This window comes from Nocardia halotolerans, from assembly GCF_042650145.1.
GTDB classification, from domain to species: domain Bacteria; phylum Actinomycetota; class Actinomycetes; order Mycobacteriales; family Mycobacteriaceae; genus Nocardia; species Nocardia halotolerans.
The window spans coordinates 40030-53464 of record NZ_JBHSDL010000002.1 but is presented as its reverse complement, the minus strand read 5'-3'; the positions used below and the strand labels follow the sequence as shown (position 1 = coordinate 53464).

Below are 13435 nucleotides of genomic sequence, written 5' to 3'. Positions count from 1 at the left end.
CGCCGTATCGCCCGCCGCCGCTACACCCGCCTGCGCATACGGTGGATGCGTGATCGATGACCGTGCCCGTCCGGACCTGCGGCCACTGGTGCGATGGCTGCCGCTGGCTGTGGTCCCGGTGCTGCTGCTGGCCAGCACCTACCCCGGCCTGTACCGGGTGCCCGCCCATTACTGGCTGCTGGCCGTGGCCGCCGCCGTGGTGTTCGTGGCGGGCCGGCGGTGGCCGCTGGCGGTGTCGCTCGCCCTCTCGGCCCTGGCGGTGCCCATGTTCCGTACCCCGGCCTGGGGTGTGTCCGGGCTGGTGCCGTTCCTCGGGGCGATCGCCCTGGTCGACGTCATCGCCCGCACACACCGGCGGCTCACTGTGGTCGTCGCGACCGCTGGCTGGGCGGCGGCGGTGGTGCTCGGCCGGGTCGGGGTGCACCACGACACCTCCGTCGGCAGCGCCTCTACCGTCGTCGAAGCCGTGGCCTACGTGGTGCTGCCACTGCTGCTCGGGTTGTACCTGCGCGGCCAGCGCGACCTCGCCGACAATCTGCGCCTGCGCGCCGCCGACGCCGAAGCCCGCACTCGCATCGACGAGCGCGCGGCCCTGGCCCGGGAACTGCACGACGTGGTCGCCCACCACATGGCATCGATCATCCTGCGCATATCGGTCGCCGGTCACGTTGTGCGACAAGCAGACCCGCGCATCACCGCCGTCCTCGACGACGTGCGTGGCACCGCCGCCGACGCGCTGGCCGACATCCGCCGGCTCCTGGCCGCACTGCGCGACCCGGCGCTGGCAACGGTGGCCCTGGTCGACACCGACGCCGTCGGCACCGAAATCGACGCCGCCGTGTCCAGGGTCCGCGCCGCCGGCTTCACCGTCGACGCCCGGCTCGACGCCGACCTCGGTGACCTCGACGCGGTCGGCAGACTCACCCTGCTGCGGCTGGTGCAGGAGTCGCTCACCAACGTGATGAAACACGCCGACCGCACGGTACCGGTCCGGTTCCGGATCGGCCGGGACGACCACGGCATCGAGCTCACCGTCCGCAGCGGCGGTGGCGACCCCACCGGCTCACCGGGCCACGGCATCGTCGGCATGCGGGAGCGAGCCGCACTCGCCGGCGGCACGCTCACCGCCGGCCCCACCGACCAGGGCTGGGAGCTGCGGGCCCACCTACCCGACCGCACCCGGGAGGGCGAACGATCATGATCACCGTGCTACTCGTCGACGATCAGCGCCTCGTCCGCGCCGGTCTGCGCATGCTGATCGAGGACACCACCGACATCACCGTCGCCGGCGAAGCGGCCGACGGCGTCGAGGCGGTGCGCCGCTACGCCGAGCTCACCCCCGACCTCGTCATCATGGACCTGCGCATGCCCGGACTCGACGGAGTCGCCGCCACCCGCCAGATCCTGGCCGCCGCACCCCACGCGAAGGTCCTCGTCCTGACCACCTTCGACGACGACGAACACCTGTTCCCGGCCCTGGCCGCAGGCGCCGCAGGCTATTTCGTGAAGGACACCGAACCCACCGTCCTCCTCGACGCCATCCGCCGCACCGTAGACGGCGACCTCCTGTTCTCACCCACCCTGCTACGCCGGCTCGTCACCCGCGCACTGGAATCCCACCCCACCGAAACACCCACACCGGCACCGGAATTCACCGCACGAGAACTGGACGTCCTGCGCCTGGTAGCCGAAGGCCACGGCAACCAGGCCATCGCCGAACACCTCCACCTCGGCGTGAGCACCGTCAAAACCCACATCGCCAACCTGCTGGAAAAGACCGACACCGAAAACCGAATCCGCCTCGCGATCTACGCCTCGAGGATGTGATCGTCGCGACAAGGCCGGAGCAACTGCGCGCTGCGGTGAATAGTGTGGTGCGGCAAACGGTTCGGAGCACGCGCCCGGGAATGAGCTAGCCTGCTCACCTGACCGGAATCACCGAACCAGCTGGAGAACCCATGTCTCGCGTGAGCCCCTGGCTGACCGGTATTGTCGGCCAATCCCGTGCCATCAACGACCTCGACGCCGCACTGCTCTCCGAACAAGACGCGCGCCGACGCCAAGCCCGTGCCCTCGCCACCGTTCAAGCCGAAGTCCAGAGCTCTATCGACCAGGTCGATTCGCGAGTCGGAGCGGTCGGTGATCAGCTCGGTGCGGTACTCGACTGGACCGAGTTCCGTATCCAGCTCCTCGAATTCGAGGAGTATCAGGCGCGCACGCGGATCCGCAAGGTGTTCCGGGCGCTCGCGCAAGGCGGTCCGGCTCGGCTACCGGACGTCGAGGACGTGCCCGGCTACTGGCTGCCACCTGCAGCGAAGGCTGTTCTCTCCGGGGTCCTGCCTCGCAACGAGAATGACACAGATGCACTGGACGGCGATCGTGTACTCGAGCAGGCGCGCGAGCGAGACCCGATTCGCGCCGACCTGCTCGTTGTTGCCGCTGGTGTGTCGTTCGGCGGGTCGGCGTTGCTCCACGCGGCGGTTTCGCGCCTGCTCACGGGACCGGTGGGCCTGGGCCACAACGGGTCCGGTGTCGCGCAGGGTTGGCGATCCTTGTGGGTCGGCGTGGCGCTCGGCGGATTCGGGCCGGTCGCCGCCGAGGTGCTTTCCGCCCGTCTCGCCGATCTCTTCGGCGCAGCCGCTACCGATGCCGCGGAGCTGGCTGCCTGGGACCGGGCGATCAAGACCTTCGGCAGCACGGGCGACTCGACTCCGGCCGAAGCTCTGATCGCGCTGCGCAATCACCTCGTGGTCGCGCAGGACGACACAGAACCTGTTGCTATCCAAGATGTCCCGAGCTGGGATACCTATCTGCGGGAGTTGCTCGAGGAGCCGAGCCCGGCCGAACACTCGTTGCTCAGGGAAATGGAACAGTTGCCGCTGCCCGCGGCGAAAGGGCGGCGATCGGAGCCGAGCTGGGGAACCGACGCCGCAACGGTGGTTGCACTGGTACGCGCCGACCTGTTCGATCCCGACGCACCGATCCCGTTACGTCGGCTCGCGCTCGAATCGGCGACACCACTGCTGCGTGCTCAGCTGGCCGGCATACTCATTGCGCCCGGCCCGGTTGTCACGGTGGTGAAGCGCCACGGCACGGCAATCGAAGTGACCGGTGACGCCTACGATCCCGAGCGACTCGCAGCCGTGGAGCGCATGATCGTTCTCACCAATCCCGTGACCCACCCGTCCAAGCCCGGATCGACTGCCGTCTGTGCCGGCCTCGCAGCTGCGGCGCTGCTGCTGGTCGCCTTCGGCTATTGGATCCCTACGCTGCTGTTCGCGCTGATGGCGCCCGTGCCGGTGTGGAAGTACCGCGACGACTGCCGAACCACCGAAGCCGCGCTGGCTCGCCGCAACAGCCGGCTTGCCGAGGTACGGGCCGAGCTCACCAAGGCATGTGAGCGCAATGTCGCCGCATATCGCCACCGGACCGAGGAGTATCGGGCAGCCCGCGAGGCGCTCGAGCATCTGCTCGAGGCGCTGCCACCACAGGCCGGCCGAACATAGATCGAGGGCATTGATGATTCTCCTACGGCTCCCGCGCAGCGCGTCAGCGCCTCACAGCTGAGCGGCTGGTTCGGAAGGCGGCCCGGTAGGCGTTGGGGGTGGTACCGGTGATGCGTTTGAAGCGGTCGCGGAAAGCCGTGGATGAGTGGAATCCCACCTGTACCGCGACGCGCTCGACCGGGTGGTCGGAGTTCTCCAGCAGGTGCTGTGCCTGACGAATGCGGGCTCGCAGGAGCCATTGCAGTGGTGTGGATCCGGTCTGCTCGCGGAATCGTCGATTGAGCGTTCGCGTGCTCATTCGGGAGTGTTCGGCGATGTCTTCGAGGGTGAGGTCGGAGGCAGCGTTGTCCTGCATCCAGCGCAGCACCGGTTCGAGCGTGGAGCCACACGGCGTTGGTGGGCGGTCGTGGACGATGAACTGGGCCTGACCGCCCTCGCGCTCCAGCGGCATCACCGCCAGGCGGGCGGCATCGGCGGCGACGGCCGACCCGTAGTCGCGGCGAATCATGTGCAGGCACAGATCCAAACCAGCGGATGCGCCTGCGGAGGTGAGGAATTGGCCGTTGTCGACGTACAGCACAACCGGGTCGACCGCTATCGACGGATAGCAGGCCGCCAGTGTGTCGGTGGCGCGCCAGTGAGTGGTGGCGCGATGCCCGTCGAGAACTCCGGTGGCCGCGAGGGTGAACGCGCCGGTGCAGATCGAGGCAATTCGGGTGCCGTCTGCCGCGGCCCGGCGCAGGGCGGCGATCACCTCGGCAGGGATCGGCGCGGTGGGTTCAGCGCAGCCGGGTAGTACGACCGTGTCAGCCTCGGCCAGTGCGTCCAGTCCCCGTTGCGATTGCAGGAGGAACGCGCCTGCGTCGACAGTGGGAGTAGCGGAGCAGACACGAACTCGGTATGCCGCGTTCCCGCCTGGAAGGCGGGTTTGCCCGAAGGCCTCGATCGGGGTGGACAGGTCGAAGGGTATGACCCCGTCCAAGGCCAGGACAGCCACCGTATGCATGGCAATAGAGTAGGCCTACCGGTAGATACTGCCAGGCGTTCAGACGGTTGAAAGTTGCATACGTGCAGGTGAACACGTTGGCTGAAAGCCGTTGAAAGCTGGCATTCCAGCCCGTTCCAAGGCTCTGGAAGTGTCGTTAGCGTTAGCCCGTGATCAATGACCTTCAACCGAACAAGGTTGAGCCGCCCGACCCCGACTCGACACAGCCCGACCCGCGCCGATGGATAGCCTTCGCGACAACGCTGGCTGCCGGCTTCGTGGACCTCCTCGATGTCACCATCGTCAATGTCGCGGTGCCGACCATTCAGGAAGATCTCGGTGCCGGGTATGCCCAGATCGAATGGATCATCGCCGCCTACGTGCTCGCCTTCGCCGCGATCCTGATCACCGGTGGGCGACTCGGCGACCTGTACGGTCGCAAGCGAATCTTCATGGTCGGAATGGTGTTTTTCACGGTGGCTTCGGCGGCCTGCGGGCTCAGCTCCGACCCGACCATGTTGATCGCCTCCCGATTCCTCCAAGGCCTGGCGGCGGGCCTGATGGTGCCGCAGATTCTCGCGATTCTCCGCGAATCATTCCCCGAACGCGAACGGGCCAAGGCGATCGCGGTGTACAGCGCTGTGTGCGGGTCAGCCACGGCGGTGGGTCTGGCGTTGGGCGCATTGCTGGTGGAATGGGATCTGTTCGGCCTCGGCTGGCGGCCGATCTTCCTGGTCAATATTCCGATCGGCATCATCACACTGATCACTGCCTGGCTGTGGATGAAGGAGTCCCGATCGGTGGCCGCGCCACGCCTGGACCTGGTCGGTGTCGCGCTGGTTACCGCCGCTGTTCTGCTGCTGACCTATCCGCTCACCGAGGGACGACGCCTCGGCTGGCCGGCGTGGACCATCGCCATGGTAGGGGCGTCGGCGGTGGCGCTGGTGGTCTTGATCGGCTACGAACGTCGACGCCAGCGCATCGATGGGTCGCCGTTGATCGACCTCCGCTTGTTCCGGTCGCGTCCGTTCACGCTCGGGCTTGTCAGCTGGCTGTTGTTCTGGATCTGCTTCGGTGGGTTCTTCCTGGTATGGACGCTACTGATGCAGGTGGGGCTGGGCTGGTCGCCACTGCACGCAGGGCTCACCTCACTGTTCTTCGCGGTCGCCACCGGAATCGGTGCGAGTGTTTCGGCCGGCGTATTGGCGCCCGAGTTCGGCAGGCGTGTCCTGCTCGTCGGCGGCCTCCTCACCGGTACCGGCTTCCTCGGTTATGGTGCGCTGGTACAGCACTACGACCAGGCGACGACTTCCTGGCAGATGATGATTCCGCTGGTCCTCATCGGCATCGGATTCGGCTTCGTGGTCGCACCGACCATCGACTTGGTGCTGGGGCAGGTACCCACCCACGCCGGAGGTGCTGCGTCCGGGTTGCTCAACACCGGACAGCAGCTCGGTATCGCGCTCGGTGTCGCGCTCGTCGGGATCGTCTTCTTCACTCAACTGGATCACGATTCCGGGCGGGGCGCCGACGAAGCGGTGGGACGAGTGCGGCCCGAACTCGCTGCAGCAGGTCTGCCAGGCCCAGCGCAGACGGCGATTGCCGACGGTTTTCGGGCTTGTGTTCGTGATCGGTCTGCGCAGGTCGACCCCACCGAAGAGCCGGAAGCCTGTCGGGGATCTGCTGTGGCCGATCCCGCCGTGACCCGCGCGCTCACCGAGGCCGGAGAGCACGCCAATGCGATCAATTTCGCCAATACTTTCCGCTACACGCTCTGGTATGGCGCGGGGATCATGCTGCTGCTGTCCTTTGGCTTCCTCGCTCTGCCGAGGGACGCAAAACTTGTCCGCGAAGGACTCGACATTGATGGTGCAACAACGGAGTTGACATAGCGATCCCGCGGATTTGTGCGTCGAACCCCGTCCGACGAGCAAGCAGAGGAGACAGTGAAGTGGTTGAAGCGCGAGCGCAGCAGATGATGCCGTGCCATCCGGAGGACTTTCTGGAATTCGCGATGGACGTGGAACGATACGCCGAGGTCGACAGCAAGATCGGCCGATTCGACTGGGTCCGGCGCGAGGGGAATCTCGTTGAATTCAAGTTCCGTCCGGCGATGCCGGGCCTTCCCGGTCCGGCGCCGAAAATGATCGCGCAGGGACGGCTCACCGCCGGTGAGCGTGTGGATGTGGGGCTCGCGCCGTTGCCGGACAGCCGACTGTGGCACGGCTTGATGAAGTTCCACGCCAGCTTTGTCTGTGAACCTGTCGAAAATGGCACCCTGGTGACCAGGACGATGACCGCAGAGCTCATCCCGGCGCTACGTTGGCTGGTCGATCCGATCTTGCGCCGCAACCTCCCCGGAAACATCGAGACCGAGCTTGCGCAGGCCAAAGCCTATCTCGAAAGGCACCGTGGTCGCGATTGACCGCTCACAGAACGCCGACAGGTCGAGAACTTGGGCAGCAGTAGGGTCAGCGAGCGGGTGCGGCCACGACCGAGAAGGCGTTCAGGCGTCGGTGATGTCGTGCCCCGCTGGAGGCCGATCCCCGTAGGTTACGGTGCCAGGCCGAACAGCCCGACGGCATTGTCGTGGCACACCTTGCGTAACCAGTCCGGTCCGAGGTCGAGGCGTTCGAGGGCGTTGACGGCTTCGGCGTAGGGGTAGGGGATGTTGGGGAAGTCGCTGCCGAACAGGATGCGGTCGGCGAAGCGGTGCAGGCGGGTTCGCTCGTCGGTGGGGAAGGGGGCGTCGCCTTCGCTGAAGTCGGTCCAGACCATGGTGGTGTCGAGGTAGAGCTGGGGGTACCGGTCGGCCAGGTCGAGGAATTCGCGGTACTCCGGGGTGCCCATGTGGGCGATGATCAGGCGTAGCGCCGGGAAGCGTCGCAGGAGTTCGGCGATGGGCGCGGGGCCGGTGAATTCGCCGGGTGCGGGGCCGGATCCGCAGTGGATGAGGACCGGTGTGCCGCTTTCGGCGAGGATCGACCAGACCGGGTCGAGGAGCGGGTCGAGGGGTGAGAACGCGCCGACCTGGATGTGCACCTTGAAGATTCGGGCGCCGCCGTCGATGGCCTCGCGGACGTAGCGGGGTGCGTCGGGCTCGGGATAGAAGGTGGCGGTGTGCAGGCAGTCGGGGGTGCGGGCGGCGAAGTCGGCGGTCCAGCTGTTGAGCCAGGCGGCCATGTCGGGCTTGTGGGGGTACACCAGGGAGGTGAACGCGCGGACACCGAAGTCGCGCAATGTTTTCAGGCGTACCTGTTCGTCGTCGCGGTAGGTGATGGGCCAGGGGCGCCCGGTGAGGGGTCCGGCCGCGTCGAAGTAGGCCCACACCTTGCGCATCACCTGGTCGGGCATGAAGTGGGTGTGCACGTCGACGATCGCGGGAAGGTCGAGGCGGCGGCGGAAGTCGGTGAGGTAGGTGGCGGTGTCGACAGTCATGGTTGCTCCGGGTACAGGCGGCGGGCCAGGGCGCCGACGCGGGTGACGAGACGTTCGAAGAACAACGCGGGGTCGGCGCCGATCACGATGTCGGCGTTGGGTTCACGGCCCCACATGCCGGCCCAGTCGGCGACCGTGGTCGCCCGGGTGAGGGTGCCCGTGAGCTCCACGTCGACCGTCGCGGGCCGTGTCGTGGCCAGCGCCGGGTCCAGGGCGACGGCGGCGGCGAACGGGTCGTGCATGTGCGCGAGGTAGCCCAGCTCGTACTGGTGGTGGAAGTCGAAATAGAAGCGCACGGCGTCGGTCAGGTAGCGCACGATCGGATTCGTTGCCGCCGAACGCCATTCGAGCAGGTCGGCGGGCCCGATCGGTTCGTGCGGCGTACTGCCGGCGGCGCGGGCGAGCTGCTCGAGATGTTCGGTCCGCATCTCGATGGTCTCGGTGACATCGAGCGCGCACACCACCGGCCGGCGATCGGGTGGGGCCGCCGAGAACGCGTCGAACACCTCCTTGGCCGCCTCCGGGTCCACGTGCACGTTCCACTCGTTGGTCGGCGTCGTGTTACCGGGATGATTGAACGCGCCACCCATGATCACCAGGCGGCGCAGCAACCGGGGGAGCTCCGGCTCGATGCGCAACGCCAAGGCGAGGTTGGTGAGCGGGCCGGTGCACAGTCCGATCGCCTCGCCGGGATGGGCGCGAGCCAGCTCGACCCACAGTTGCGCCGCCGACCGTGCCGACAGTGCGCGCGGGGACAGGGGCAGTACGGCGTAACCGAGACCCTGTAGACCGTGTGTGTCCTCGGTGGTGCGCAGTGGAACGGCGAGCGGTTCGGCCGCGCCGAGGGCCACCTCGATCTCGGGCGCTCGCCCCAGATCGAGCACAGCCAGCGTGTTGGCCGCCACCTGCGCCGCGGGAACGTTGCCCGCCGTCGCGGCGATCCCGAGGAGCTCGGCCTCCGGCGACGCCAGCAGGTACAGCATGGCGAGGGAGTCATCGATCCCGGTATCGACATCGAGGATGATCTTTTGCGGCACGCACCGAGACTAGCGGCGGGCCGGCCGTGAGCGACGGCTCGGTCGGGCGGCTCGCCCGCGCCGAGAACATTTCGCCCACCGAGGGCTTGCGCAACAGCAGGTGAAAGCGCACACTTACGAAAGTGGCAACTTTCAGAGAAGTGGATCTGACGATTCTGGGTGATCCGATGCGCAAGGCGATCTTCGAGCGTCTGGCGCGCCGGGAGGCGTCGGTGGGTGAGCTGGCCGAAGAGTTGCCGATCACCAGGCAGGCGGTCTCGCAGCATCTACAGGTCCTCAAGCAGGGAGGTCTGGTGGTCGCCACACCGGCGGGCACGCGGCGGATCTACCGGATCGACACCGAGGGTCTGGCCGCGATCCAAGCGTATTTCCAGCACATCTGGGACGACGCGTTGACCGCTTTCCAGAAGGCCGCGGACGCGGCCGCCGCAGCTTCGGAACAGGAGAATCGACCATGAGTACTACCCCGGAACTTCCCGTGCTGGCAGGCAAGGCCACCGTGGCGCTGCCGCTGGAGCGGGCGTTCGCGTTCTTCACCGCGTCCTTCGGCAGTTGGTGGCCGCCCGCCTATCACATCGGTGCGGCCGAGATGGCCGACGCGATCATCGAGCCACGCGAGGGCGGGCGCTGGTACGAACGTGGCGTCGACGGCACCGAATGCGATTGGGGCACCGTGCTGACGTGGGAGCCGCCGCATCGACTGGTGTTGACCTGGCAGATCAACGGGCGCTGGCAGTACGATCCCGACCCCGCCCATGCCAGCGAAATCGAGATCCGGTTCGTTGCCGAAGGTCCCGAGCGGACCGACGTCACCCTCGAACATCGCTACCTCGACAGGTTGGTCGAGGGCAAAGCCATCGCCGACACCATCGTCGAGGGCGGTGGCGGCTGGAGCACCCTGCTCGAGGCATTCGCCCGGGCCGCCGGGTCGCATCCATGAGTACCGAACGCGATGCGATCGACACCCCGGTCAACCCGCGGGCAACCGCGTAGGTCAACCCGCGGAATGTTGTATCTGTCGCAGTCCGGCCCGTTTGCGATGGTGGTGCAGGCCCAGGTAGCCGAGCCAGGAGAGGAGTACTGCGGTCGCGGCCAGCGCACGGACGAGGCCGAGGGCGCTGTCCGGGTAGATGACACCGGTCAGGTAGTGGTCGATGAAACCGGCTTCGGGTAACCCGGCGACACCCGCCCGGACGCGGGCCCAGTTCTCGGCATGGGTCAGCGGGCAGTCGAAGCCGATGACTACGGTGCCGAAACCCCAGGACGCGGCCAGCAGGTGCAGGCCGATGGTGCGCGGCCACCGCCACGCGAGGAAACCGCCGACCACGACGTACGCGATGAACGCGACGTGCGCGACGGCGATGACATCGGCCAGCACCCGGAACGGCACCTCTTCAGGATATGTCGCCGCCGGCCCGGTGATCGTGCTCGTGGTCCCGGTTCGGCATCGCTTCGATCACCACGGTGACGGGCGGTAATCCTTCAGGAAGCAGCCATAGAGATCCACCCCGTGCTCGCCCTGCACGATCGGGTCGTAGACGCGGGCGGCACCGTCGACCAGGTCCAGCGGCGCGTGGAAACCTTCCTCGGCCAGGCGCACCTTGGTGTAGTGCGGGCGCTCGTCGGTGATCCAGCCGGTGTCCACCGCGGTCATCAGGATCGAATCGGCCTCGAACATCTCCACCGCGCTGGTGCGGGTGAGCATGTTCAGCGCGGCCTTGGCCATGTTCGTGTGCGGGTGGCCCGGGCCCTTGTATCCGCGGCTGAACTGGCCCTCCATCGCCGAGACGTTCACGACGTACTTGCGGCGACCGGCCGCCGCGGCCATCGCCGGCCGCAACCGCGACACCAGGATGAACGGCGCCACCGAATTGCACAGCTGCACCTCGAGCAGTTCGGTGGCATCGACCTCCGCCACGGTCTGCACCCAGCTGTTGGTGTGCGCGAGATCGGGCACCAGGCCGCCGGCGTCGATGGCCACACCGGCCGCGATCCGGTCCGGGGTGGCCGAGCCGGCGACCAGGGCCAGTTCGGCGACATCGACCGCCGACAGTGACGGCGTCAGCGAGGCGGTCAGCGCGGTCGGGTGGGCCTGCATGGTCTTGCCGAAGGTGACCTTCTCCGGCAGCATCCCGACGGGCAACGGCGAGGTCTCGGCGTCGACGAGGGCGCTGTAGGCCCCGGCCGAGCGGCGCACGGTCTGGGCGGCGTTGTTGATCAGGATGTCGAGCGGGCCCTGGGCGGCCACGTCATCGGCCAGGGCGACGACCTGGGCGGGATCGCGCAGGTCGATACCGACCACCCGCAAACGGTGCAACCAGTCGGCGCTGTCCTCCATGGCGGCGAACCGGCGGATCGCGTCGTTGGGGAACCGGGTGGTGATGGTGGTGTGCGCCCCGTCGCGCAGCAACCGCAGCGCGATGTACATGCCGATCTTGGCGCGACCACCGGTCAGCAGCGCCCGCTTGCCCGAAAGATCGGTGCGCGCCTCCCGTTTGGCGTGGCTCGAGGCCGCGCAGTCCGGACACAGCTGGTGGTAGAACGCGTCGACCTGGGTGTAGCGCTGTTTGCAGATGTAGCAGGGGCGGGCCCGCTGCAGGGTGCCCGCGGTGGAACCGTCGGCCGAGGACTTGATCGGGATGCCCGCGGTCTCGTCGTCGATGCGCTGCGGTGACCCGGTGGCCGTGGCCGCGATCACGGCGCGGTCGGCGGTCGCGATCTGTTCTCTGGCTTCGATGCGGCGACGCTGCTTGAGCTTTTTGAACATGTGGCCGACAGCGCGTTGCACCGCGATCGAATCGGGGTGTTCCTTTTCCAGCTGTCCGGCTTGTTCCAGTACCCGCAGGCAGGTCGCCAACTCGTCCGGATCGATCGTGTTCTCGGTCATCGGGGAGCGCGGCATTCCTTCGTGCGGGAGCAGGGGACAGCAACCATTGTCTCATTGGCCGCGAGCCGGACCCGCTGGGTATCGTGGTGCACCGCCACCGCAACCCCACGGTGGCCGCCGAACCCGACGGAGCAGCCCGATTTCCCCGTTCGACACCGATACCGCAGACGCGCCGCGCAGGCGCAGGCTAGAGCCCGACGAGCGACGTGCGCAGATTCTGGCCTGTGCCATCGAAATGTTCGGCGAGCGACCCTATGCGGCGGTGTCCACGGCCGAGCTCGCCCAGCGCGCCGGCGTCGCGCGGGGACTGATCAACCACTACTTCGGCAACAAACGCGACCTGTACCTGGCCGTGGTCCACCGGATGGTCACCTTGCCGCGACCGGAGAAGGTGTCGATCCCGGAGGGGACACCGGAGGAACGGGTCGACGCGATCGTCACCTGGCTGCTCGACACCATCGTCGAGCACGGCACCACCTGGGTGAAGGTCACCAGCCACGAAGGTGTCGGCGACGACCCCGAGGTGCAGCAGATCCTCGACCAGGCCGACGATGCCGCCGCCGCCCGCATGCTGGTGATGATCGGGCGCGCCGACCTGGCCGACAGCGCGCAATTGCGCGCGCTGGTCATCGCGTATGCGGGCCTGGTGAAGGTGGCGGGCCGGGAATGGATCACCCGCGGCACCCTGAGCAGACCGCAGGTGCACCGGCTGCTCGCCGACACCCTGCTCACCATGATCACCCGCACGATTCCCAGCGTCGAGCCGCGCTCGGCCGACCGGTGAATTTACCGGTTGCGCTGACCGATCGATCACGAGTCCTTATTCTCGTCGCGTAACCCGGAGTCGCATTCTGTTTCGTTCCGCGCCCGGGAGATCGAGAGGGACCCGGGGTTGATGGCACGGTACGAGGATTGGGACAACGACCCCGAGGACGAACTGGATGACCGGCGCTGGAACGGGCAGCGCTGGCCGCACGCGGCCACCGACGACGACCCCGGCCGCGGCCACGCTGATCGCGTTCGGGTCAACCCGTACTCGATGGTCGCCCTCGCCGCGGCGCTGGTGCTGATCTTTCCGATCGCCATCGTGTTCGGTCTGCTGTCGTTCGGGCATCCGCGTGGGCGCGGAATCGCGGTGCTGGCCCTGCTGCTCGGTATCGGCGAAGCGGCGGTCGCGGCGGCCGTGGCGATGGTGGTCTTCGGCGGGTTCGACGTGGAGATGCCGGCCCTGGCGCAGACCACCGCGGCCACGACCTCGGTCGCGGTGGCCTCGCAGGGCGCGCCGACCGCGACCAGGGCGGCTCCGGTGGTGGTGACCCCGCCCGCCGCCGCCGACATCGTCGCCGAGGACACGCCGTGCTCGGCCGATCAAGCCGGGTTGCTCGGCGTAGCGGCCGACGGCGCGACCCTGCTGTGTTTGCGCGACGGCGACGGTTTCACCTGGTCGGGGCCGTATCGGGTGGCCGGATCGTACTATTCGGCCGGCACGCAGTGCGATCCGTCGGTGGACAAGTCGGGCCGGACCTCCGACAACTACGCCCTGGTGTGCGAGGGCGGTTCCTGGGTGCCCTGGATCGAATAG

The 13435-nt window shown here is 67.6% G+C and carries 14 protein-coding genes; 9 read left to right on the top strand and 5 right to left on the bottom strand.

What is annotated here, in order from left to right:
* The first annotated feature begins 49 nt into the window (after window positions 1–49).
* From ACFO5K_RS01260 to ACFO5K_RS01250, 3 genes are all read left to right on the top strand, one after another.
* Entirely contained in the window at window positions 50–1201 is a 1152-nt protein-coding gene (locus tag ACFO5K_RS01260; RefSeq protein ID WP_378555237.1) for a sensor histidine kinase, read from the top strand.
* The gene (locus ACFO5K_RS01255; RefSeq protein ID WP_378555236.1) at window positions 1198–1827 is read left to right on the top strand and encodes a response regulator transcription factor; all 630 of its coding nucleotides are present in this window, start codon (window positions 1198–1200) and stop codon (window positions 1825–1827) included. Before ACFO5K_RS01260 ends, ACFO5K_RS01255 begins: the two co-directional genes overlap by 4 nt.
* Window positions 1828–1958: 131 nt before the next feature.
* Window positions 1959–3506, top strand: a complete 1548-nt coding sequence (locus ACFO5K_RS01250) for a hypothetical protein (protein ID WP_378555235.1) — start codon at window positions 1959–1961, stop codon at window positions 3504–3506.
* 43 nt (window positions 3507–3549) lie between these two features.
* Here the strand turns inward: ACFO5K_RS01250 and ACFO5K_RS01245 are convergent, their stop codons facing one another.
* Complete coding sequence (locus tag ACFO5K_RS01245; RefSeq protein ID WP_378555234.1) at window positions 3550–4512, bottom strand: GlxA family transcriptional regulator; 963 nt, start codon at window positions 4510–4512, stop codon at window positions 3550–3552.
* A 149-nt stretch (window positions 4513–4661) separates the two neighbouring features.
* Here ACFO5K_RS01245 and ACFO5K_RS01240 point away from each other — a divergent pair, with 149 nt between their 5' ends.
* Both ACFO5K_RS01240 and ACFO5K_RS01235 read left to right on the top strand, forming a co-directional pair.
* On the top strand, window positions 4662–6383 hold the full coding sequence (locus tag ACFO5K_RS01240; RefSeq protein WP_378555233.1) for an MFS transporter: 1722 nt from the start codon (window positions 4662–4664) through the stop codon (window positions 6381–6383).
* A gap of 59 nt (window positions 6384–6442) precedes the next feature.
* Window positions 6443–6916 (top strand): SRPBCC family protein, encoded by a 474-nt coding sequence (locus ACFO5K_RS01235; protein WP_378555232.1) that lies wholly within the window; start codon window positions 6443–6445, stop codon window positions 6914–6916.
* Between the two features lie 128 nt (window positions 6917–7044).
* On the opposite strand, the gene ACFO5K_RS01230 is transcribed toward ACFO5K_RS01235, so the two are convergent.
* Entirely contained in the window at window positions 7045–7929 is an 885-nt protein-coding gene (locus ACFO5K_RS01230) for an amidohydrolase family protein (protein WP_378555231.1), read from the bottom strand.
* Entirely contained in the window at window positions 7926–8966 is a 1041-nt protein-coding gene (locus ACFO5K_RS01225) for a nucleoside hydrolase (RefSeq protein ID WP_378555230.1), read from the bottom strand. The genes ACFO5K_RS01230 and ACFO5K_RS01225 overlap by 4 nt, the downstream gene beginning before the upstream one ends.
* 122 nt (window positions 8967–9088) lie before the next feature.
* Here ACFO5K_RS01225 and ACFO5K_RS01220 point away from each other — a divergent pair, with 122 nt between their 5' ends.
* Window positions 9089–9424 carry an ArsR/SmtB family transcription factor gene (locus ACFO5K_RS01220; RefSeq protein WP_378555229.1) on the top strand — a complete coding sequence of 112 codons (336 nt, stop codon included), beginning with the start codon at window positions 9089–9091 and terminating at the stop codon, window positions 9422–9424.
* Entirely contained in the window at window positions 9421–9906 is a 486-nt protein-coding gene (locus tag ACFO5K_RS01215) for an SRPBCC family protein (RefSeq protein ID WP_378555228.1), read from the top strand. Before ACFO5K_RS01220 ends, ACFO5K_RS01215 begins: the two co-directional genes overlap by 4 nt.
* Before the next feature lie 54 nt (window positions 9907–9960).
* Here the strand turns inward: ACFO5K_RS01215 and ACFO5K_RS01210 are convergent, their stop codons facing one another.
* Together ACFO5K_RS01210 and ACFO5K_RS01205 are read right to left on the bottom strand one after the other, a co-directional pair.
* Window positions 9961–10356, bottom strand: a complete 396-nt coding sequence (locus ACFO5K_RS01210) for a DUF2784 domain-containing protein (RefSeq protein ID WP_378555227.1) — start codon at window positions 10354–10356, stop codon at window positions 9961–9963.
* 66 nt (window positions 10357–10422) lie between these two features.
* Window positions 10423–11853: an SDR family NAD(P)-dependent oxidoreductase gene (locus ACFO5K_RS01205; protein WP_378555226.1), complete on the bottom strand. Its 1431-nt coding sequence runs from the start codon at window positions 11851–11853 to the stop codon at window positions 10423–10425.
* A gap of 262 nt (window positions 11854–12115) precedes the next feature.
* Here ACFO5K_RS01205 and ACFO5K_RS01200 point away from each other — a divergent pair, with 262 nt between their 5' ends.
* Complete coding sequence (locus ACFO5K_RS01200; RefSeq protein ID WP_378555225.1) at window positions 12116–12637, top strand: TetR/AcrR family transcriptional regulator; 522 nt, start codon at window positions 12116–12118, stop codon at window positions 12635–12637.
* A gap of 111 nt (window positions 12638–12748) precedes the next feature.
* Window positions 12749–13435: a hypothetical protein gene (locus tag ACFO5K_RS01195; RefSeq protein ID WP_378555224.1), complete on the top strand. Its 687-nt coding sequence runs from the start codon at window positions 12749–12751 to the stop codon at window positions 13433–13435.